The organism is Legionella londiniensis (assembly GCF_001467825.1).
Lineage (GTDB): Bacteria > Pseudomonadota > Gammaproteobacteria > Legionellales > Legionellaceae > Legionella_A > Legionella_A londiniensis.
This window is the reverse complement of the sequence record NZ_LNYK01000010.1, coordinates 15,470-37,131: the sequence shown is the minus strand read 5'-3', so window position 1 is coordinate 37,131 and position 21,662 is coordinate 15,470. Positions and strand designations below refer to the sequence as shown.

Below are 21,662 nucleotides of genomic sequence, written 5' to 3'. Positions count from 1 at the left end.
TATAATCCATTATATTGCTCTCTTTAAATCCCAAAATAACGGTATTACGATAATTGCAGTGATAAAATTAATGATATTCATTGGAATGCCAATTTTCAAAAAATCGCGAAATTGATAATTACCTGCATTATAGACATAAGTATTAGTCTGATAGCCAAGCGGGGTAGCAAAACTTGCGCTGGCAGCAAACATAATCGCGACGATAAAAGGCTCGGGATTTAAGCCTAATTTTATGGTAAGGCTGATAATCAGGGGGGTTATTAATACTGCTACCGCATTATTGGTCATGAACTCAGTTAAGATACTGGTCATCATATATATTGATGCAAGAATGGCCCTTGGGCCAAACTGAGCTGTAAAGGCTGCGGTATTTTGGACAATATATTCAGCAATCCCTGTATTTTCCATTGCGGTGGATAAACTGAGCATCCCAAAAATCAGCATTAGAATTCGCCAGTCGATTGATTCATAGGCTTTCTGGGCTGTAATGCAGTTTGTGACTATAACCAGTATGGCTCCTATCAAGGCAAGGCCAGTGATGGGCATAAAGTTCAGCGCTGAAAAAACAACAACGGAAATAATAGTAAAAAGCGCTATCAATCCTTTTTTATCGAATGACGTTTTTTTAAATTTTGTAAGGCTCAAGACTTCTTCATTTTTAAAAAAATCATCCAAGTCCTCATGTGTGCCCTCAATCAGCAACACATCACCAAATTTCAGGGGTATTTTGTAGAAGTTTTTTTTAATAATTTTATTGTCTCGATGGAGTGCCCAAATATGGCAGTTGTAACGCCGTCGGATCCATGACGAGCTGATGTGATGATTAATCAGCCTTGAGTCCGGGCCGACAATTCCTTCCATAATAATCGTCTCTTTAGTCTCTCGAAGAGCGGACAAACCTTCTCTTTCGCCTAAAATCAGTCCTTGTAATTTATTGATTGCTATTAATTTTTCCTTATTTGAGCGGATTAAAATCCTGTCGAACGGCTGCAATGGTATGGTTCTTAATAACAAGTTTATGTTTTTTTGAGGGGTAGGCAATGTTTCCGAAAGGCTCTTGTCCTTTCGGATAATATCGATTACAAAGCAATCTTTGCTCTCTGGAAACCCCAGTTCATCCAGGGTTTTACCAATTGCCCTCGAATCTGGCAAGACCATTGCATTGGCAATAAAATGCTTGTTTCCATTCTCAGGTGTAAATATTTCTTCGGTGAATAATGGCCGAACGGGCAGCAATCTGTGGCCGAATGCTAAAAGAAACAGGATGCCAACAGCTGCCATGATTAATCCCGGAATAGTAATATCAAATATATTAAATGAAGGAACATCTGATGAGATAACAATTCCATTGACCAGCAAATTGGTCGATGTTCCAATTAAAGTGCAAGTCCCTCCCATGATGGCAATATAAGAGAGGGGAATTAAAAATTTGGAGGGATACTGATTAAATTTCCTGGTTATCATAATGATTACCGGCGTCATGATTATCACGATTGGGGTATTGTTCATGAACGCGGAAGCAATTAAAACAAAGCCATAAAATCCGGCTATCGCCAACCAGAAGCGCTTTTCTGCAATTTGCATAATATAATGAACCATCAGATCAATCACACCGGTGTTTTTTAATGCCGCACCAATAACAAACATGGCAGCAATGGTTATGGGCGCGCTATTGCTGAAAACGCTTAGGGCTTCTCCCGTACTGATAACACCAAAAAACAATAAGGCAGCCATCACAAGAAGCGCTGTAATATAGGCAGGAATTTTTTCACGAATAAAACTTATCAGCGCAAACAATAAGACAATCAGAGTTATGATGAGATGAAACTGATAATTGAATTGCTGTAGCATGCACATCCCTTTTTTAAGCGCTTGCAATAAAAGAAATTAGAGATAATAGTATTACATAGATAAGCCAAATTTAGTAATTTGCACTGGAAAATTTTAAATTCCAATTAATTCTTATTGTTTACAATTTCAAGGCCTGCGATGACAAAGCAAAAAACAACCATTCGATATAAAACAGGTATATTTTTAATTGTATTAGGTTGCATTTTACCGCTTGGGACGTTTTTGGTTCCCATGTTTCATTTATCCGCAAGTTACTCTGCCACTTTAATTGGCTTTTTTTTGGTAGGAGGGCCGGAATTGTTTCTGATTTTAGGCGCGGCTTTGGCTGGAAAAGAAGCAATTACGGCAATCAAGCAAAAAATAAAAGACTGGTTTAGAGTAAAGCGGCCGGTAAAGCCTGTCGGGAAAGTTCAATATAAAGTGGGTTTGTGGTTATTTTTTGGAAGCATTGTTATCAGTTGGCTTGCAACTTATTTTGCTCCGCGATTGATTTTAATTTTAGGCAACCGGGCGTATTTGTTGACCCATTTTATCCTGGATCTGATTACCATTACCGGATTTTTTGTGCTTGGAGAATCTTTTTGGGAGAAATTTAAAAAATTATTTATTTGGGAGTGTCAGTAGCCTCTGGTCGTATACATAAATGAACAAGGAATCGTTAAGGTTATTAAAAATAACTTACCCTATTTATCAATAGGGTAGAGGCAATACGATCCGAAGAAAGTGTCTACGAGAAGCTCATATTGAAAAAATAGTGCCAATTTTTCCTGTCTTTTATTATAATCGCCTGGTTTTAATTTTTAATTTAAATTCTGACTAGATGGCCATTTTATGGATAAAAAGCACTATTATTATACATTAAATCAAGAAAAGCTTTCCTTATGGCGAACTTTGCTCAATTTTCTATTACTCCCTTTAAAGATATTCAACTGGATTATTTCTTTTTTTCTGGCGCAGCATATTGCCCACCTGGTGGTTAACTACCGCTTCGTTCCAAAACAACGAACCATTCATATTACAAAAACCAGTAATCAACCTGAAGAGGATATAGCAGTTGTTAATTTTAACAAGCAGCCATCAATAAAGTGGCTGGATGATATGCTGATTAAACTGAAAAGCAGCATAGGGTTATCTTCCGGATTAAGAAACAGGCTCTGCTACGAAAATGAAAAAGATAAGGCATATGTTGATTCGATACTGGATAAAATTGATAACCTAATCAACGGCACTTGCACTGAAAAAAACTGTGTCAATCGGAAATTTGACTGGTCTCATATTCATTTAAAAGGGATGGAATTTTTAGATGTAAAGATGCGGGCCTATGTTTATGAACAGCTGGACAATAAATATGGCGCGAAAGCTTACAAAGATGCAAAAAAGAATAATATTGAATTTTTCAGTTTAAAAACGCCTGATAATGCTGAGCTCGATTCTGTGCAAATTTCAGCTCCTGGAGAAAACCTAAAGGACATGCGTGATAGAAAATTTGTTATCACCTGCCTTGCCCGCGATCAAAACTATATTAATTGGATTAAGGATTTAAAATATACAGCAACAAATTTAGGCGCGACCGCCATAAGCTTTAATTATCGAGGCACTGATTATAGCCGAGGCCAAATCTGGACTTTGAAGAATATGGTTGATGATGTCCGGGCTCAAGTAGAGCGGTTAACAGCTCTTGGAGCAAGGCCTGAGAACATTTGTCTCGATGGCATGTCTTTGGGCGGCGCTATAGCAACCATTGCCGCAGCTGAACTCCATAGCCAGGGAAATAAGGTTAAACTGAATAATGAACGTTCATTTCGTTCTTTACCCCGCTTGATATTTGGTTTTATTGCACCTGAAATACAAAATGCTAACTGGTGGAACCCATTAACTTATTTACGCTTTGTATTAGCGGGTATTGCCTATCTGATTAGCGCGCCTGTTTTATGGCTAGCGGGCTGGCATGTTGATGCTGCCAGCGCATGGGAAAAAATTCCAGATGAAGACAAGATTTATTCTGTTGTTCGCGACAATGAACAACATGTATATGACGGCATCATCCATGATCAGTTGAGTTCCATTGCGTCAATGGAAGATGGGCGCGAAGGCTCGGAATGTTCCCCTAACTTCAAGCCTAAATATGATGTTATTAAAAGGCCCGGGTATCGTGGGCCGCATTTTATATCGCGAACCGATCTGATAGCCGAATTAGGCCATCGGGAGGAATACACGAATCATGACTATTTTATTAATCAGCTGAAACAGAAATTCGAGTTCGAGAAAACCAGCCATTCTATGGAAGTGAAAGTGGAAAATCGCGCGGATGACATGATAAGCATCCCATCCAATATTGTTGAGCGTCCGCTAATTTTTTCCTGCAGCGGAGGGGCGGGTCATATTTCGGCTGCCCAGGGAATTATTAATAAACTTCAAAAAGATAACCCATCTGTTGTTATTACGCAGCATCGAGCCGAACTGTATCAAGATAAACCTTATTCGTTAACTGCTATTTTTTTACGAGCAGCATTATGGATAAATTCTGTTCCTGTGATTGGGGCAATTGTTGGTTTTATTCTGAACTGGATTGGTTATCCCGATTTGCCGGATTATGATACCTTTTGGGATCAAATGTCTAAAATTCAGCAAATGGAGCAATGTAAGGAAGGAGAGACTGTTAAACCTATACATCGCCCTTATATAGATGTATTGAAGGATTGTTATGATGCAGGCTATGAGTTTACCGCGTTAAACAATGCCAGCCACTTATCCTTAAGCACAAAAAGTTTAAAGAAGCTTTTGACAAACAAATCTTCCGTTGAAGAAAATAATTATCATTCGGTTTATCATAAAACACTGGATCTATTAATTACAGCAGCCACGAATAAGACTCCATTTACCAGGGTAGTTTCAACTCAAGCCCTTTCGTTAAAAGCGTTATGTGATGCTGTAGATTATTATAATAGAGAATTTTTGCCTGCGTTTAACAGGAACAAGAAAACAGGTTACCCTTCCATTTATATTGATCAATACTTAACTGATTTACCTGAGCCAGGTTGCACGAATTTTATGGAAAATTTGGATGACTTGTCATCCAGGCAGCAGCAGTTGCTTGAAATACATGCAGTGAATATCAGTGAATGCATGGAAGCTGCCTATTTTGGACAGGAGCAGAGCTTTAAAGCGGTTCATAATATTGATCCCCTTAAAAATCCGCTAGTCAGGGAAGGTTTTAAGGATGATAATTTAAAAAATTTTGCCGTGACAGACCAACCGGTAACACTTGGTTATCGATTATTTGAGGATGAAAAATCATCCAGTTACAGTTTGAAAGAAATAACTATTAATCCCAACGCGAAAGTTGCATCCATCATGATTGGCTCATTGGCAGCTACTGCCACTGTAGACTATGTGAAATGCCTCCTTGAAAAAGATTATGATCATATTTTTATTTTTGGCGGACTAAACCAGCATATTTCAAGGAAGGTTGAAGAGATTATTAAAACATATTCTTCTGTCGAACAAGTCAACATCAGGAATAAGCTGGTTCTTCTTGGCCATCAGACTGATCAGGAAATGGCACCGATTATGACCCGCAGCAATTGCGTGGTGATTCGCGGCGGGGGACTAAGTGTGATGGAGCAGATGTCTATGCCTGTTTTACCTGATAAGGCCGTATTTATCCATTATGAAAATACTCCTGATAGTGATTTCACTTCAGGCGTCAGCTGGGAAGACAGTAACGCAGATTCTTTGATACGGTTTTTATCCCAAAAGGGAGCAAATGTTTACAAGACTTCCCCGGAACAAGGTTTGGGGGCTTTGGATAATCAGGCGAATGAAGTTAGGATCATTCCTCAATTACTAAACGCAAGCAGTAGAGTGCAGAGAAACGAAAGAGAATTACAGTTAAATAACAAAAAAAACCAATTCAAATCTCAAGCGAACAAAAGTGATGGTATTGATGCAAAAAGAGAAAGTTCACTTCCCCAATTAAGCCTGTTTGCCCCAGCTCAAAATAGGACTAGAAACATTTCCTCCAATGAGTCTGAGCCATGTTTTAAAAATCTTTAATTTAAATGATTTGCCTGTAAGAAGCGGCAAAAAGGAATCATAAAAAATGAAATTTCTTTCTATGTGCATCATAGTCATGCTGAATCATGTTGTTAGCGCACAAACTATTGACTCTTACATGGCAGATAAGTTTAAGGAGTATGATGTTTGTTTTATTCTCTACAGCCTCAATCAGAACAAAATCCTTTTACACCATAATCCGAATGAACGTTGTAAGCAAAGAATAGCGCCAGATTCCACATTCAAAATTGCCTTATCTTTAATGGCTTTTGATCAAAAAGTCATTACGCGGCAAACTGTATTTCTTTGGGACGGCAAACAAAGGGAATTGCCTGCCTGGAATCAAAATCAAAATCCAAGAAGCTGGCTTGAAAATTCTGCCGTATGGGTTTCGCAAGAAATCACACCAAAGCTCGGCTTAGCGAATATCAAACAATATCTGGCAGATTTTAATTACGGTAATCAGGATTTCACAGGCGATCCTGGCCTCAATAATGGCTTAAGCAGGGCATGGTTATCCAGCAGTTTGAAAATATCCGCAAATGAACAACTTGAATTTATAAAGAATATGTTAACTGGAAAGCTCCCTGTATCAAATCAAGCACTGATCAATACTGAACAAAACATGTATCTTGGCAGGATAAAAAATGGAGCGGCATTATTTGGCAAAACAGGATCTGGGATTCATAAGGCTGATTTAACAACAGATGATCATACTTTACGTGATGGCTGGTTTATAGGATTTATTGAGAATGGCACCCAAAAATACATCTTTGTTGGTAATTTAACCGATAAATATCCTCCTCATAAAGAGCAAAATCAATTTGCAGGCAGCCAAATTCTAAAACCTCTTGTTTTAGAGGTTTTGAACAATTACTTTTTAAACCATGAGTCTTAGGAAAACCATCTGTCCGTATGCCTCTGGTTCATTTTATCTCTTAATAGAAAAAACTTCAGATATTTTAGAAAGACAGGATTGAATCAAAACGGCATGATCTTATTCCGAGCCCGGTACAATCAGAGAGTTTTTTGCAATCAAAATAGGGTATATATAAGAAATGCGGTATAAAGAAAATAAGTAATCAGTAATATCAAACCTTCAAAACGGTTAATGAACCCCGGTTTTTTAATACTAAAGCAACTGATAAATAAAAAAACCGTAAGCGAACTCATCACAGGCATATCCCTGTAAAGAACTGAAGGCTCTACCGCCATCGGTGATATAATGCCCGCGAAGCCAACGACAGCTAATGTATTGAATAAATTTGAACCAATAATATTGCCTAAAGCAAGATCATGTTCATTTTTTTGTACAGCAATGATGGAGGACGCAAGCTCTGGTAAAGATGTTCCAAAAGCGACTATCGTCAACCCAATGATCGTTTCATTGATGCCAAATTGATGAGCAATATTGACTGCGCCCCACAGCAGTACCCTGGAACTGATTATCAGCAGAATTAATCCGGTGATTAGCCACATCATCGCCTGTTGAATGGTTAATTGATACTGGGCCAGTTCATGAGCGACTTCGATTTCCAAGGCATCATTGTGCTTTTTTATCCCTTGCAGGATATTCCAGCAAATTAACCCAAAAAACAAAATGAGTAGCAATAAAGAATCAAGCCTTGAGATTCTCATATCCCAAAGTAACCATATGGACAAACCTGTAGTCCCGATTAGAATAGGCAATTCTTGGCGAATGACTGATGAATGGACAATGACAGGGCTGAGCAGGGCAGTTAGGCCAAGGATGAGCGCAATGTTAATAATATTTGAACCGTAGGCATTTCCGATAGCAATGCCTGGATTTCCCTGAGCTGCGGCCAATATGGAAACGGCAAGTTCAGGAACAGAAGTTCCGAAGCCGACAATAACCATACCGATAAGCAAGGGGGGGAGATGAAAATATTTTGCAGCATATGCCGCGCTTCGTATAAATCGTTCAGCACTCCAAAAAAGCGCAGCTAACCCTAAAATAAAAGCTGTTGATGATAAAAGCATTTATATACGATTGAGTGCGGTTTCTTTTACCGTATTCTTTTTTTCCTGTCGATTCATACTAATCCCTGTAATGTATATAGAAATGCATCATTATTATAGCATAGGGTAAAATCTGTCTCATATAGCTTTTTATGCTTTCCTGGGATCAGCAATAAGCTCGAATAATGAATAAATTGATTTAAAAATAGGCCGAAATTAAAATAATGCCTGCTGGTTGATCCTTTAAATTTAATTACATCAGTTACTGAGTTTCCTATGATGCATGAATTAGCATTTGCTTATGGCAGTCCTAAATCAAGCGGTAAAATTAAAGCTTGTCCGGAAGATTTTTTCGTTGAGGAAATTTTAGGGTTTGAACCTGCAGGCGAAGGGGAGCATTTATTTCTTCAGATTGAAAAAAAGTTACTGACTACTGAAGAAATGATTAGGATTCTTTCACAAAAATTGGCAGTAGATATAAACCGCATATCTTATGCCGGCCTTAAAGATAAATTTGCGCGAACCATACAGTGGTTTAGCGTGCATTTGCCTGGTATGCCTGATCCTGATCTCAATCAGCTCAATTCAGAAAATTATCATCTGCTAAAAGCGGTGCGTCATCATAAAAAACTCAAAATTGGCGCTTTAAAAGAAAACCGCTTCTCTATCAAAATTCAGGATTTTCAATGTGACCAGTCTGACATCAATATGCGGATCCGGCAGATTATAAAAAGAGGCGTGCCGAATTATTTTGGGCCGCAGCGGTTTGGAAATCAATGCAGTAATTTAAACCATGCCTATAGTTTATTGTTTGAAAATAAAAAAGTAAAAAACCGTCATTTACGGAGCATCTATTATTCAGCAGCGCGGGCATTTTTATTTAATCAAGTGTTGAGTTACCGTGTTTTAAATGATTGCTGGGATCAGCCGGTGAACGGTGATCTGATGATGCTTTCAGGTACTAACAGTATTTTCCGATTAGATGAAGTTGACGATGAAATTAAGCGTCGCGTAAGCGCGCGTGATATTTATCCTACGGCACCGCTTTGGGGTCAGGATAAAAAACGCATCCAGGATGACGCGCTTGACCTTGAAAGCAAAGCGCTTGAACCTTGGCAAGAATGGTGTCTGAAACTCGAGGAGCATGGATTAAAAAAATCATACCGCTCAATGGTACTCTATCCGAGTCAATTTCAATTCAGGGATAATACAATGTCCTTTATCTTGCCAAAAGGGGGATTTGCAACGACTGTCCTTCGTGAGCTGGTGTGTGATTTGTCGTTTGAATAGACTGAAAAGTGTCTTCCAAAGCTTCGAAAACTTCTCTTTTAGATTTGCAAAAATCAGGATGATTTACACCCCACGCCAGATCAATTTGTAAGAGACTGAAACAATTGCAGAAGTTTATAAAGTTGTTATGATAGAAAAGCTGCTTACTAAGGAGAGTATCCATGACTATATATCGTACAATTATTCAGAATATTATTACGGAAGAAATTGATAAAGTCACAAAAACAACAAAGCAATTGGATTATTCCTTATCTAATTATGCGCTTTATTTTTTTGGATATGGCAGGGATTTTGCCTTATCAGAAACCAAGCGTGAGCAATTAAATGCTTTAAAAAGCAAAATTAAAGAAATTGAAGATAACCATGATGATTATACGGCGGCAACTAACATTACAAATTTAATAGAGACATGCCAAAAAGAACTGTCAAAAAAAAGCAGTGAAAAGAATTATGATGAAGGGAACAGCGGTAATGCCCTTTCAACACTTTTAACAATGGAAATAAAATTATATGAAAAACTTAATGAAGAAAACTTATTAGATGTACCTGATAATAATGAACCGCTCAATTTGTTTCTCTATCATGCTGCCCGTTACTTTGCGTTAAATATTGCCCGTAAATTAGAGGCAGAAGAGGGTCTTTTGAGCAATCCAAAAATCACGGATAACAATCTGGTACGGAAAAATAAAGAAACACTGTTAAGTGAACGCATTAAAACCTGTAAAAAGATTCTGGAAGTGTTGGCTTCTGGCGAAGATCACAAAGAATACAACACCGCCCAACTCGAAGTTCTTAACCTCTATGCTCAATATGCAAGGCGCATTGATGTCTCAATGCTTAAGGAAACAGTACAAAAAGAACAAAATGTTTTAAGCGTGCTGCTTGATGGACAGAATCATAAAGGATACAGAGAAGCTGTTAAAGAAATCATTTTGCTGAGTATTGATCAATTGATCCAAGACAACAAACAATTATGTGAGAAACATAAAAAATCGTTTGGATCGTTAAATGACTATTTGGTTCAAGCAGCTCAAGACATTATTGATGGAAAGAGAAAAGAACTTTCAAATCAAGAAAAACAAACAAATATTACTGAAAGCAGTCATTCCAGCCAAAATCTAATCCAGAATGAGCCAAAAGAGAATAATGACTCCAAAAATCAAGATAAAAAAGAAGAAGAGAGTTCAACTACTGAAGTGAGCACAAACCTTAGCGTATAGAGAAAAACAGGTTTAATTTTAAAATGCCTCACTTTCCAGGCAGTGAGGCATTCACAATGTTACGATTCAGATTTTTGTAAGGCGCTTATTACTGCTCCCAAAAAGCGAGTAGCTTCTCCGCCAGTTACGGCACGATGATCAAAACTGAGAGATAAAGGCAAAAGCCGATGTACAGCGACCCTGTCATCGTGATTCACAGCTCCCCGATATAGTCGCCCGACTGCAAGAATGGCGACTGTAGGCGGCACAATGATGGGACTTGCAAAACGACCCGCAAACTTGCCAAAATTGGAAAGCGTGATAGTAGCCCCTTTGAGTTTTTCACCTGGAACTGAACGTTCGCGCACTGTATTTTTGTACTCATCAATTATCCGTCTTAACTCTTCATCCGTTTGATTTGCAGCGTCATGAATGACAGGAACAAAAAGGCCATCTTCCGTATCCATGGCGAGCCCCAGATGGACTTCATTAAAACAACGTCTCGCAGCATGTTCAGCGCTAAACCAGGCATTTAATGCGGGCTCTTGTTTACAGGCATAAACAATGGCACGAATCAAGCGCACCGTAATATCACTTTGCGATGGCCAGCATTCAATATCTGCCTCATCAAAAATACTAACAGGTACCACCTCCCTGTGCGATTGGGTCATGCTGGTTAACATGGCACGGCGAACACCGCGCAGCGGTTCAAATCCTTCCGGAGGTTTTGATTGTTTGTCCGCCTCTTTCTGTACATCTTCACGTGTGATAAGACCTTTTTCTCCTGTGCCTTTGACTCTGGCAAGATCTATGCCCAGTTTTTTAGCGAGAATCCGAACCGCCGGGGTTGTTTTCATTCTTAAGCGGGTATCGCTGGAACCGCCAATGATAAAATTATCCTCGCTGATGTCGCTGCTTTCTTCGAGATTGCCAACAACAGTGCCTTTGTCCCTGGTTTTTTCTTCTTCTGCTGCAAATGCAACCAGGGGTTCGCCGGTTTTAATAACATCGCCTGGTTTTCCAAAGAATTTAATAACCACGCCATCTTGTGGACTTGGAACATCAACAACAGCCTTTGCGGTTTCCATCGATACCAAAGGTTGATCGGCTTTTACATGATCACCTTCCTTGACAAACCATTCATGAATTTCTGCATCTGGCAAACCTTCGCCCAAATCGGGTAAATTAAATATATTCATGCTTACTCCATTATGATCATAACACTGTCTTTGATGCGCTTGACGCTGGGCAGATAGTGCTTTTCCAATTGAAAATATGGCATTACGATGTCATAGCCAGTGACCCGCTGTACAGGAGCAATCAGATCCGGCATACAATTTTCCATGATTTGTGCGCTGATTTCTGCGCCAACGCCGCAGGTTTTTGCCCCTTCATGAATGACAACGCATCGCCCGGTTTTTTCTACAGAAGCTAAAATTGTATCTATATCAAGTGGCTTGATTGAAGCGACATCAATCACTTCACACGATATGCCTTCTTCATTTAGCTGTTTTGCTGCCTGCAGGGTTTCATGGATGCTTGCTCCCCAGCTAACAAGCGTTACGTCAGTTCCTTCTTGTAAAATAAAGCATTTTCCAATTGGCAAGGCTTCCCCATTATCCTCAACGGGCTGTTTAACAAGCCGATAAATCCGCTTGGGTTCAAGGAATATGACGGGATCCGGATTTCTTATCGCGGCGAGCAATAAGCCATAAGCTCGTTTGGGAGAGGAAGGGATAACCACTTGCAAGCCGGGAATATGAGCAAATAAAGCTTCCGTACTTTCAGAATGATGCTCAGGCGCGCGGATACCGCCGCCAAATGGCGCTCGAAAAACAAGAGGGCAATGTAGGCGGCCTCTCGTTCGATTACGCATCCTGGCTGCATGAGAAATTATCTGGTTCATTGCGGGATAAATAAAACCCATGAATTGAAATTCAGCGACTGGTTTTAATCCCTGCAAAGACATGCCAATAGCCAGTCCGGCAATCATTGATTCCGCTAAAGGAGAGTCAAAAACACGCTCTTCTCCGAATCGCTTTTGCAATCCTTCAGTCGCTCGGAATACTCCTCCGTTTTTCCCCACGTCCTCGCCGAAGACCAACACGTTTTCATCATGCGCCAGTTCATAGGCAAGTGCCTGCGTCACTGCTTCAACCAGGGTAATATCAGGCATTATTTGCTTCCTCCATGGCAATTGCTTTTTGCTCAATTAAATAATCAGGCTCAGTTGCAAAGTGATAATCAAAAGCACTGCTGATTGATTGCGGTGTGCGATTTAAATATTCTTCCACAGACTTTTGAACTTCTTTGGCGCAGTCATCGTGCAGCTTTTTATCTTCTTCAGCGTTTAAGATATTTTCATGTAACAGAAATTGTTTAAACCGACTGATGGGCTCGTTGGTTAATGCCTGCTCTACCTCTTCTTTGGGCTGGTATCTTGTTGCATCGTCCGCAGTCGTATGATCACATAGCCGGTAGGTCAGGGCTTCAATCAGTGTCGGTCCAGCACCGCTTCTTGCTTTCTCAATTGCTTCTTCAACAACCTGACGAGTCGCAAGAATATCGTTTCCGTCGACCTGGATGCCTGCGAATCCCGCAGCAATTGCTTTTTGGGCTATGGTTTTTGCTCCTGTTTGCTTTTCTACTGGAACCGAGATAGCCCAATGATTGTTATTAACCACAAATACAACAGGCAAATTCCAATTGCCGGCAGCATTCATCGCTTCATAAAAATCTCCTTCCGATGTTCCGCCTTCCCCAATGGTCACCAGAGCCACACGTTGCTCTTTGCGATGCTTAAATGCAAAAGCAATGCCTGCTGCATGAAGGCATTGTGACGCAATTGGAACGCAGATGGGCAAGTCCTGAGAATGGCAGGCAAAATCACTGCCGCGTTCATCTCCACCCCAGTAGCTTAGGATTTCAGACATTTTAACGCCGCGCTGGAACTGAGCTGCATAGTCTCGGTAGTAAGGTACAAGGATATCCTCGGGTTTTAAGGCATGGCCAATTGCAGTGGATATCGCTTCCTGACCATTGATAGGGGCATAGGTTCCCATCTTTCCGGTACGCTGCAGAGCTATCGCCTTCTTGTCAAATGTTCGAGTCAGGACCATCATCCTGTATAATTCAATCAATGTAGAATGTTTTTGCGCAAAAGCAGGGAGGGGGCCTAATAACTTGCCATGCTTATCAAGCAGTTGGCGGTAAGGTATTTCAAAACTTGCCACAATTGTCACGGCTTATCTCCATTAAGCTAAACACCGCCATAGAATACTCATTATTTTTATTAAAAACCAGCTATTTGCATACACGATAGCCTATATTGGCATGGCGCAATATGGGGGAATCAAGACATCCCCCGCTGCCTGCATTTCGTGATAAGTCTGCTTGTGAATTATTATTGCCGTGCCTTGCGTGCGATGCGCCAATGGGAAACATATATGAACATGATGGTGAGTAAGAGAATCAAGGCATAAATTATATTTTGCATGGCGGTTTTTTGTTCTATAGCAAGCACATTTGTATAGGCTTTCAATCTTAATTTCGTTATTTCTTCTGGAGATTTATCCCCACATTTAGAAGTTGATTTATTGGAACCAGAATCAAAAGTTACTATTCCGCCACTGCAAAATTGTTCGTTTGATTGATATTCTGCATACTGCCATGCGCTGATTGTGAATGAAGGGGCAAGAGCGCGGATAATATTATATGCCATAAAAACGATTGTGAATGAAAAACAAATAATGGTGAAGAAACATACTGCAAGCGCATAAATTTCAACGATTGTTTTTTTCATATTCGCCTGATAACCGGGTTTAAAAGTTTTCCTTACGTATTTCTACATCTTTTCTGACCCGAGGAGCACATAATTTTTCTGAATCAGAAAAGATGCGGGAAAATCATTATTCCACGTCCCTTTGTTTCTCGCCAGTATATAATTGGCGCGGTCTGCCGATTCGTGATTTGCTTGCTGTCATTTCCATCCAGTGGGACATCCAGCCCACAGTTCGCGCCAGCGCAAAAATAACAGTAAACATATTGGTAGGTATACCAATTGCGCTGAGTGTGATCCCTGAGTAAAAATCCACATTGGGATATAATTTTTTCTCAACGAAATAATCGTCTTCCAATGCGATCCGTTCCAATTCCATAGCCAATTTGAATAAAGGCTCATTATGAGCATCAACAGCTTTTAAAACATTGTGGCATGTTTCGCGCATGACCTTGGCACGGGGATCGTAGCTTTTATAAACGCGGTGTCCAAAGCCCATTAAACGGAACGGATCATCTTTGTCTTTGGCGCGCTTAATATATTGATTGATTCGGCTTACATCGCCAATTTCGCGAAGCATGTTTAAACACGCTTCATTGGCTCCGCCATGTGCAGGTCCCCATAAAGCGCCAATGCCGGCAGAAATACAGGCAAAAGGATTGGCTCCTGTTGAGCCAGCCAGCCTCACGGTGGAGGTAGAGGCATTTTGTTCATGATCAGCATGCAGTGTAAAAATAGTATCCATTGCTTTGACAATGACCGGGTCGGGTGTGGTCGCTTCTGTGGGAACGCCAAACATCATGTGCAGAAAATTTTCTGCATAAGACATTTTATTTTGCGGATACATATAAGGCTGTCCTATTGAGTATTTGTAGCTCATGGCAGCCATGGTTGGCATTTTTGCAATTAGACGAACGGCAGCGGTATAGCGATCGTTTTGATTATTCAGATCCATTGACTCATGGTAAAACGCTGATAATGCACCGACGATGCCGACCATAATCGCCATTGGGTGCGCATCACGTCGAAATCCATTTAAAAATTGATACATTTGTTGATGTACCATGGTATGGTTATTAATTAAGCTGTTGAATTTTGTCTTTTCGTTTTTATCGGGAAGTTCGCCATTCAGCAACAAATAGCTTACATCAAGAAAGTCCTTTTTTTCAGCCAGCTGCTCAATAGGATAGCCACGATAAAGCAATACGCCTTTCTCACCGTCAATAAATGTGATCTTTGATTCGCAGGAAGCTGTGGAGACAAAGCCTGGATCGAACGTAAACACACCATGGGATCCAAGATCATTTACGTCTATAACTTTTTTCCCGAGGGTCGGGGTTAAAATGGGTAAATCGATTGGGTCATGCCCAGGCAATGTCAATTTTGCAGTATCTTGTGTCATATGGACTCCTGTTAAATTAGGGCTGCCAGCAAATCGTCAGACGGAGATTATTCAATAGAATGAAGAATAGGGTAGCTTATTTTACATAAAAGTAAATCTGACGCTGGCAAATTATCTTTGTGATATTTGCAGTCTTGCAATATTGCCGAGAACTATATAAAAATGACATTTCACAGTCAATTTATTTAATAACATGATTTCTGAAGCTGAATTACCTTTAAACGAAAGAGGTGCGGTTTATCATCTGGATTTACTTCCTGAAGAATTGGCAGATACAGTGATTACAGTAGGCGATCCAGGACGTGTTGCCCAGGTGAGCAGGCATTTTGACAAGATAGAAACAGAAAGATCACATCGTGAATTTGTGACCCACACTGGATATATTGGCGCCAAGCGATTAAGCGTATTATCTACAGGAATCGGGGTTCCGAATATCGATATTGTCATGAATGAGCTCGATGCGCTGGTTAATATTGATCTAAAAGCCCGAACGCCTTATTCGCATCCGCAAAAGCTGACTGTCATACGCCTTGGGACATCGGGCGGATTACAGATGTCCTGTCAGCCAGGCGATATCTACCTTACGCAATATGCTGTCGGTTTTGACTCATTATTTGATTATTATAAATATGATTATTCAATCCAGCTTGGCGAATTGCATCGCGAAATGGAACTCTATCTGGCAAATGAATCCGGACCATTTTATCTCGCTGAAGCAGATTTATGGTTGTTAAAGCAATTTTCCCATCTCGGTACAACAGGAATCACGGCAACCTGTGGCGGTTTTTATGGCCCGCAAGGAAGGCAAGTTCGCGCTCCCTTGAGATTTCCGCAATTACTAGAAAAATTGGCTCATTTCAAAATTGCCGGTCTAAAAATTGTCAATTTTGAAATGGAAACTGCAGCGTTGCTGGGATTTGGAAAGCTGCTGGGACACCGCTGCTTATCATTAAGCCTTGCCTTGGCCAATCGTCAAACTGGAGCGTTTGCGACGAATGTTCATGAGCTTATGGATGGAATGATTGCAAAAGCATTGCCCATTGTATTACAACTCAAAAATCAGTAACAACTTCTTGCATGAGCTGACTTCTTATAGCTTATCGTGCTATCCTTAGCAAGTTAATCTCATTCTTAAATGATCATGTGAGGATGTATCCCAGCCATGGTATCAGCCAGAGAAATAATACCAGTTAATATTGAAGATGAATTAAAACAATCTTATCTTGACTATGCGATGAGCGTCATTGTCGGGCGTGCTTTGCCGGATGTGCGTGACGGTTTAAAACCAGTTCATCGGCGGGTGCTTTATGCAATGAGCGAGCTCGGTAATGACTGGAATAAACCGTATAAGAAATCAGCGCGGGTCGTGGGGGATGTTATCGGTAAATATCATCCTCATGGCGATACGGCCGTGTATGACACCATTGTGCGCATGGCGCAGCCTTTTTCAATGCGTTATATGCTGGTGGACGGGCAGGGTAACTTCGGCTCTGTAGACGGGGATGCGCCGGCGGCGATGCGTTATACAGAAGTTAGAATGTCAAAGTTTGCCCATGCCTTGCTCGCCGACCTTGAAAAGGAAACGGTAGACTTCAGCCCCAATTATGATGAAACTGAGTTTGCGCCGGTAGTATTGCCCACGCGTATTCCCAATTTGCTTGCTAACGGTTCATCCGGCATAGCCGTAGGGATGGCCACCAATATTCCTCCGCATAACCTCAGCGAGCTTATTAATGCATGTATTGCTTTAGTCGATGACCCGCAAATCGGCATTGATGAACTCATGGAGATCCTTCCCGGACCTGATTTTCCGACCGCTGCCATGATTAATGGCCGGACAGGAATTGTACAAGCCTATAAAACAGGCCGCGGGCGCATATTAATTCGCGCCCGTACAGAAATTGAAACCGAAAAACAGACTGGCCGGCAGGCCATCATCATTACCGAATTGCCTTACCAGGTTAATAAAGCTCGTTTGGTGGAAAGAATCGCTGAGCTGGTTCGTGAAAAAAAACTGGAAGGTATTTCAGGCCTACGGGATGAATCTGACAAGCAAGGCATGCGCGTCGTCATTGAGCTTAAACGCGGTGAAGTTCCGGAGGTGATGCTCAATAACTTATATGCTCATACTCAAATGCAGAATGTGTTCGGCATTAATATGGTTGCTCTGGTTGATGGCCAGCCAAGGACATTGAATCTGAAAGAGATTCTTGAAGCATTCATTAAGCATCGCCGTGAAGTGGTTACCCGCCGTTGTATTTTTGAGCTGAAAAAAGCAAGAAGCCGTGCCCATCTTCTTGAAGGTTTAGGCATAGCGCTCGCCAATATAGATGAAATGATAGAGCTCATTAAAAAATCACCTACACCTCAGGATGCCAAAGAAGCGCTGCTTGCCAGGCTTTGGAGTCCTGGAATGGTGAAGGCCATGCTTGAAAAAACGGTTAATCTCGGTTCTCGCCCGGATGATTTGCCGCAAGAGTTTGGCCTTAGCGAGCAAGGTTATCGTTTATCTGAGGCACAGGCTCAGGCCATACTCGATTTAAGGCTGCACCGTTTAACAGCCCTTGAGCAGGATAAAATTATTAATGAATTTGAACAGTTGCTTAAGCAAATTCAGGAACTTTTAGCAATCCTTGCGTCGCCTGCGCGTTTGATGCAGGTTATCCGTGAAGAGCTGCTTGAGATGAAAGCGCAATTCGGTGATGCCCGCCGTACTGAAATCATTGCTTCTCAGGAAGATTTGACGATTGAAGATCTGATCACTGAAGAGGATGTCGTGGTTACCCTGTCGCACCAGGGCTATGTCAAATATCAGCCCCTGTCTGCATATCAGGCGCAACGCCGTGGCGGAAAAGGAAAGTTAGCTACCCATGTTAAGGAAGAAGACTTTGTTGAGCGGTTGGTTATTGCCAGCACACACGACACATTATTATGTTTTTCCAACTTTGGCAAACTATACTGGTTGAAAGTGTATGAATTGCCGCTCGCCAGCCGAACCTCCCGCGGCAAGCCAATTGTCAATGTTCTGCCTCTAGCTGAAAAGGAATATATCAATGCTATGTTGCCTGTAAGAGAGTATCAGGAAGGATATTATGTATTCATGGCAACAAAAAACGGTACGGTTAAGAAAGTCCCTTTGAATGCTTTCAGCAGGCCGCGCACAAATGGCATTATTGCAATTGATTTGCAGGAGAACGATTTGCTGGTTGGCGTGGATATTACAGACGGCAGCAAAGACATTATGCTCTTCAGTGATGCAGGAAAGGTAATCCGTTTTGAAGAATCTCATGTCCGTCCCATGGGCAGAACCGCAAGAGGTGTCAGAGGAATTCGATTGGGAGAAAAGCAATCCCTGATTTCACTGGTTGTTGTTCATAATGAAGAAGGGACAATACTCACTGCAACTGAGTTTGGATATGGCAAACGGACAAATCTGAATGAGTACCGCATCACTGGCAGGGGCGGGCAAGGAGTCATCTCCATTCAAGTGAACGAACGCAATGGAAAGGCAGTAAAAGCCTTGCAGGTCAATGAACAGGATGAAGTCATGCTGATAACCGATAAGGGAACTTTGGTTCGGATTAAAGTGAACGAAATCTCAGTCATCGGCCGCAATACGCAAGGGGTGAGATTAATTAATGTCAGCCCTGGGGAGCGGGTCGTGGGTATGCAGCGAATTGAAGACATTCAGGATGAAGAGGAGTAGGCCATACAACTTTGGTGCGGGTCCTGCGATGTTGCCAGAGTCTCTTTTAAAAGAAGCGCAGGAGGAATTGCTTGATTGGCGGGGGCAAGGCGCTTCAATTCTTGAAATAGGCCATCGTTCAGATGAATTCAAGCAATTAATGCGCGAAGCTGAAACTGATTTGCGCATTTTGCTTAATATTCCCGAAAACTATCATGTCTTGTTTTTAGGCGGTGCGGCTAGAACGCAATTTGCAATGATTCCAATGAACCTTTTAGCCAACGATAAAAAGGCGGGCTATATTATCTCGGGAGTTTGGTCATCACTTGCCTATGAAGAAGCACAAAAATGTTCAGGACAAGCCTATTGTGTCGCAAGCTCTTCTCCTCAGAATTTTTTCACTCTGCCATCTCCTGCAGACTGGATAATTCAGGACGATACCGCATATCTCTATTATACCCCTAATGAAACCATAAATGGGGTGCAATTTCATGAAAAGCCAGATGCCGGCGGGATACCCCTGGTGGCTGATATGACTTCTTGTCTGTTATCCGAGCCTATCAATGTCTCGGATTATGGCTTAATTTTTGCCGGAGCACAGAAAAATATTGCTATTGCCGGACTAACCATTGTGATTATTGATAGCGCTTTACTGGAAAAAAAAACCAGCCACCCAATCCCTACCATGCTCGACTATCGGGTTCACGCACAAAATCATTCGCTTTATGCCACCCCTCCTGTTTTTAATTGTTACCTGGCTGCAAAAATGTTCCAATGGGTTAAAACGCAGGGCGGGATAAGGGAATTATATAGGAAAAACCGCCTGAAGGCTGATAAACTGTATCAATTTATTGATACATCAACTTTTTATGAGTGTAAAGTGCAAAAAAACGCGCGTTCCATCATGAATGTCTGTTTTTCGTTGGTACGCAAAGATCTTGAGGATCTGTTTTTACAACAGGCGCGAAAAAACGGCTTGATTGCCCTAAAAGGCCACAGGATTACAGGCGGGTTGCGAGCGAGCATATACAATGCAATGCCCATGGATGGCGTTGATTCTCTGATAGAGTTTATGCAGTGTTTTGCAGAGGAGCACCATTCATGACACCCTATGATTTTATCAGTAAGCCAGTTAAGGCAATTGAAGGGGATATCGTCGTACCTGGCGATAAATCTATTTCTCACCGGGCATTAATTTTGGGCGCAATTGCCAAAGGCATCACCAGCATCAACGGATTTTTAGAAAGCGAAGATTGTTTGGCAACACTTAGGGCATTTCAAGACATGGGTGTCCGTATTGAAGGGCCTGTCGCTAAAAGAGTTATCATACACGGCGTTGGAAAATATGGCTTGAAAGCCCCATCATCAGTAATTGATTGCGGCAATTCAGGTACCACGATGCGTTTGCTTTCCGGTCTTTTAGCGGCTCAACCCTTCGATAGCGAATTAACGGGGGATGCGAGCTTAATGCTGCGACCGATGGAGCGGGTGGCACGTCCCTTGATTAAAATGGGTGCAGATATTGCTACTGCCGACGGCAAGCCGCCCATCCGAATACATGGTGGTCAGAAACTTCAGGGCATTACCTATGAAATGCCTGAAGTCAGCGCCCAGGTTAAATCCTGTTTAATTTTGGCCGGCATGTATGCAGAAGGTGAAACCTGTATCATTGAACCTGGCTTGACGCGTGATCATACCGAAAGAATGCTGACCGCTTTTTCTTATCCTTTGCAAAAAATGGATAATGCGATCATTATTAATGCTGCAAGTGAGTGTCAGGGCACAGATGTGATTGTGCCTGGAGATATATCTTCAGCAGCGTTTTTTATTGTTGCGGCAACCATCATTCCAGGATCTAAGCTGTTCATCAGAAATGTGGGTATAAATCCTACGAGAACAGGTATTATTCAAATATTGCAGCTAATGGGCGCAGACATCAGCTTTAGCAATAAGCGTTTGTGCGGCGAAGAGTTGGTCGCTGACTTATGTGTCAGTCATGCCCCGCTTGAAGGAATTGATATTCCTGCCAATCTTGTGCCTCTTGCCATTGATGAATTTCCAGTTATTCTGGTTGCTGCCGCATGCGCCAAAGGACATACGTTATTGCACGGAGCGAGAGAGCTGCGCTTAAAAGAAAGTGATCGCATTGCTGCCATGGTCGATGGATTGCAGCGCCTTGGCATTGAAGCTCAGGCACTCGATGATGGCGTTTTTCTAAAAGGAGGCACTCTTGGCGGCGGAGTGGTCGACAGCAGAAAAGACCATCGTATAGCGATGGCTTTTTCAATTGCAGGCGCTGCAGCAAAATCACCGGTTGTGATTAAAGATTGCATGAACGTTGCTACCTCGTTTCCAAGTTTTTTGGATACCGCACGCCAAGTCAATCTGGCAATCAGTCAACAATAAGAATGCAGGAAACCG

16 protein-coding genes are annotated in these 21,662 nt (G+C 41.5%); 9 read left to right on the top strand and 7 right to left on the bottom strand.

Features of this window, described 5'->3' with window-relative positions:
- Positions 1 to 9: 9 nt before the first annotated feature.
- Positions 10 to 1,851 carry an SLC13 family permease gene (locus tag Llon_RS03035; RefSeq protein WP_058528599.1) on the bottom strand — a complete coding sequence of 614 codons (1,842 nt, stop codon included), beginning with the start codon at positions 1,849 to 1,851 and terminating at the stop codon, positions 10 to 12.
- A 138-nt stretch (positions 1,852 to 1,989) separates the two neighbouring features.
- Here Llon_RS03035 and Llon_RS03030 point away from each other — a divergent pair, with 138 nt between their 5' ends.
- The 3 genes from Llon_RS03030 (at position 1,990) to Llon_RS03020 (ending at position 6,805) form a co-directional block, all read left to right on the top strand.
- Positions 1,990 to 2,475 (top strand): transporter suffix domain-containing protein, encoded by a 486-nt coding sequence (locus Llon_RS03030; protein WP_058528598.1) that lies wholly within the window; start codon positions 1,990 to 1,992, stop codon positions 2,473 to 2,475.
- 207 nt (positions 2,476 to 2,682) lie between these two features.
- Complete coding sequence (locus tag Llon_RS03025; protein ID WP_058528597.1) at positions 2,683 to 5,907, top strand: hypothetical protein; 3,225 nt, start codon at positions 2,683 to 2,685, stop codon at positions 5,905 to 5,907.
- A gap of 46 nt (positions 5,908 to 5,953) precedes the next feature.
- Positions 5,954 to 6,805, top strand: coding sequence for a penicillin-binding transpeptidase domain-containing protein (locus Llon_RS03020; protein ID WP_058528596.1), 852 nt, complete (start codon positions 5,954 to 5,956; stop codon positions 6,803 to 6,805).
- A gap of 137 nt (positions 6,806 to 6,942) precedes the next feature.
- Here the strand turns inward: Llon_RS03020 and Llon_RS03015 are convergent, their stop codons facing one another.
- Positions 6,943 to 7,908, bottom strand: a complete 966-nt coding sequence (locus tag Llon_RS03015) for a calcium/sodium antiporter (RefSeq protein WP_058528595.1) — start codon at positions 7,906 to 7,908, stop codon at positions 6,943 to 6,945.
- Between the two features lie 255 nt (positions 7,909 to 8,163).
- Between Llon_RS03015 and truD the strand changes: the two genes are divergently transcribed.
- A complete protein-coding gene (gene truD, locus Llon_RS03010; protein ID WP_058528594.1) occupies positions 8,164 to 9,177 on the top strand; it encodes a tRNA pseudouridine(13) synthase TruD in 1,014 nt (337 codons plus the stop codon).
- 161 nt (positions 9,178 to 9,338) lie between these two features.
- Positions 9,339 to 10,397, top strand: a complete 1,059-nt coding sequence (locus Llon_RS03005; RefSeq protein WP_058528593.1) for a hypothetical protein — start codon at positions 9,339 to 9,341, stop codon at positions 10,395 to 10,397.
- A 59-nt stretch (positions 10,398 to 10,456) separates the two neighbouring features.
- Here Llon_RS03005 and Llon_RS03000 read toward each other — a convergent pair whose 3' ends face one another.
- From Llon_RS03000 to gltA, 5 genes are all read right to left on the bottom strand, one after another.
- Entirely contained in the window at positions 10,457 to 11,575 is a 1,119-nt protein-coding gene (locus tag Llon_RS03000; protein WP_058528592.1) for a dihydrolipoamide acetyltransferase family protein, read from the bottom strand.
- A 2-nt stretch (positions 11,576 to 11,577) separates the two neighbouring features.
- The gene (locus Llon_RS02995; RefSeq protein WP_058528591.1) at positions 11,578 to 12,552 is read right to left on the bottom strand and encodes an alpha-ketoacid dehydrogenase subunit beta; all 975 of its coding nucleotides are present in this window, start codon (positions 12,550 to 12,552) and stop codon (positions 11,578 to 11,580) included.
- The gene (pdhA, locus tag Llon_RS02990) at positions 12,545 to 13,618 is read right to left on the bottom strand and encodes a pyruvate dehydrogenase (acetyl-transferring) E1 component subunit alpha (RefSeq protein WP_058528590.1); all 1,074 of its coding nucleotides are present in this window, start codon (positions 13,616 to 13,618) and stop codon (positions 12,545 to 12,547) included. Before pdhA ends, Llon_RS02995 begins: the two co-directional genes overlap by 8 nt.
- Before the next feature lie 161 nt (positions 13,619 to 13,779).
- A complete protein-coding gene (locus Llon_RS02985; RefSeq protein ID WP_058528589.1) occupies positions 13,780 to 14,178 on the bottom strand; it encodes a hypothetical protein in 399 nt (132 codons plus the stop codon).
- Positions 14,179 to 14,284: 106 nt separating this feature from the next.
- Positions 14,285 to 15,556, bottom strand: coding sequence for a citrate synthase (gltA, locus tag Llon_RS02980; RefSeq protein WP_058528588.1), 1,272 nt, complete (start codon positions 15,554 to 15,556; stop codon positions 14,285 to 14,287).
- A gap of 193 nt (positions 15,557 to 15,749) precedes the next feature.
- On the opposite strand from gltA, the gene Llon_RS02975 reads away from it, so the two are divergent.
- The 4 genes from Llon_RS02975 to aroA all read left to right on the top strand — a co-directional run bounded on the left by Llon_RS02975 (position 15,750) and on the right by aroA (position 21,647).
- Positions 15,750 to 16,622 (top strand): nucleoside phosphorylase, encoded by an 873-nt coding sequence (locus Llon_RS02975; RefSeq protein ID WP_058528587.1) that lies wholly within the window; start codon positions 15,750 to 15,752, stop codon positions 16,620 to 16,622.
- A 96-nt stretch (positions 16,623 to 16,718) separates the two neighbouring features.
- The gene (gene gyrA / locus Llon_RS02970; protein ID WP_058528586.1) at positions 16,719 to 19,262 is read left to right on the top strand and encodes a DNA gyrase subunit A; all 2,544 of its coding nucleotides are present in this window, start codon (positions 16,719 to 16,721) and stop codon (positions 19,260 to 19,262) included.
- Positions 19,249 to 20,346: a 3-phosphoserine/phosphohydroxythreonine transaminase gene (gene serC, locus Llon_RS02965; protein ID WP_058528585.1), complete on the top strand. Its 1,098-nt coding sequence runs from the start codon at positions 19,249 to 19,251 to the stop codon at positions 20,344 to 20,346. The genes gyrA and serC overlap by 14 nt, the downstream gene beginning before the upstream one ends.
- The gene (aroA, locus tag Llon_RS02960) at positions 20,343 to 21,647 is read left to right on the top strand and encodes a 3-phosphoshikimate 1-carboxyvinyltransferase (RefSeq protein ID WP_058528584.1); all 1,305 of its coding nucleotides are present in this window, start codon (positions 20,343 to 20,345) and stop codon (positions 21,645 to 21,647) included. The genes serC and aroA overlap by 4 nt, the downstream gene beginning before the upstream one ends.
- Positions 21,648 to 21,662: the final 15 nt, after the last annotated feature.

Coding starts and splice junctions, on each gene's coding strand:
- Llon_RS03035 (WP_058528599.1), bottom strand. CDS start 1,851: ATGCTACAGCAATTCAATTATCAGTTTCATCTCATCATAACTCTGATT.
- Llon_RS03030 (WP_058528598.1), top strand. CDS start 1,990: ATGACAAAGCAAAAAACAACCATTCGATATAAAACAGGTATATTTTTA.
- Llon_RS03025 (WP_058528597.1), top strand. CDS start 2,683: ATGGATAAAAAGCACTATTATTATACATTAAATCAAGAAAAGCTTTCC.
- Llon_RS03020 (WP_058528596.1), top strand. CDS start 5,954: ATGAAATTTCTTTCTATGTGCATCATAGTCATGCTGAATCATGTTGTT.
- Llon_RS03015 (WP_058528595.1), bottom strand. CDS start 7,908: ATGCTTTTATCATCAACAGCTTTTATTTTAGGGTTAGCTGCGCTTTTT.
- truD (WP_058528594.1), top strand. CDS start 8,164: ATGATGCATGAATTAGCATTTGCTTATGGCAGTCCTAAATCAAGCGGT.
- Llon_RS03005 (WP_058528593.1), top strand. CDS start 9,339: ATGACTATATATCGTACAATTATTCAGAATATTATTACGGAAGAAATT.
- Llon_RS03000 (WP_058528592.1), bottom strand. CDS start 11,575: ATGAATATATTTAATTTACCCGATTTGGGCGAAGGTTTGCCAGATGCA.
- Llon_RS02995 (WP_058528591.1), bottom strand. CDS start 12,552: ATGCCTGATATTACCCTGGTTGAAGCAGTGACGCAGGCACTTGCCTAT.
- Llon_RS02985 (WP_058528589.1), bottom strand. CDS start 14,178: ATGAAAAAAACAATCGTTGAAATTTATGCGCTTGCAGTATGTTTCTTC.
- gltA (WP_058528588.1), bottom strand. CDS start 15,556: ATGACACAAGATACTGCAAAATTGACATTGCCTGGGCATGACCCAATC.
- Llon_RS02975 (WP_058528587.1), top strand. CDS start 15,750: ATGATTTCTGAAGCTGAATTACCTTTAAACGAAAGAGGTGCGGTTTAT.
- gyrA (WP_058528586.1), top strand. CDS start 16,719: ATGGTATCAGCCAGAGAAATAATACCAGTTAATATTGAAGATGAATTA.
- serC (WP_058528585.1), top strand. CDS start 19,249: ATGAAGAGGAGTAGGCCATACAACTTTGGTGCGGGTCCTGCGATGTTG.
- aroA (WP_058528584.1), top strand. CDS start 20,343: ATGACACCCTATGATTTTATCAGTAAGCCAGTTAAGGCAATTGAAGGG.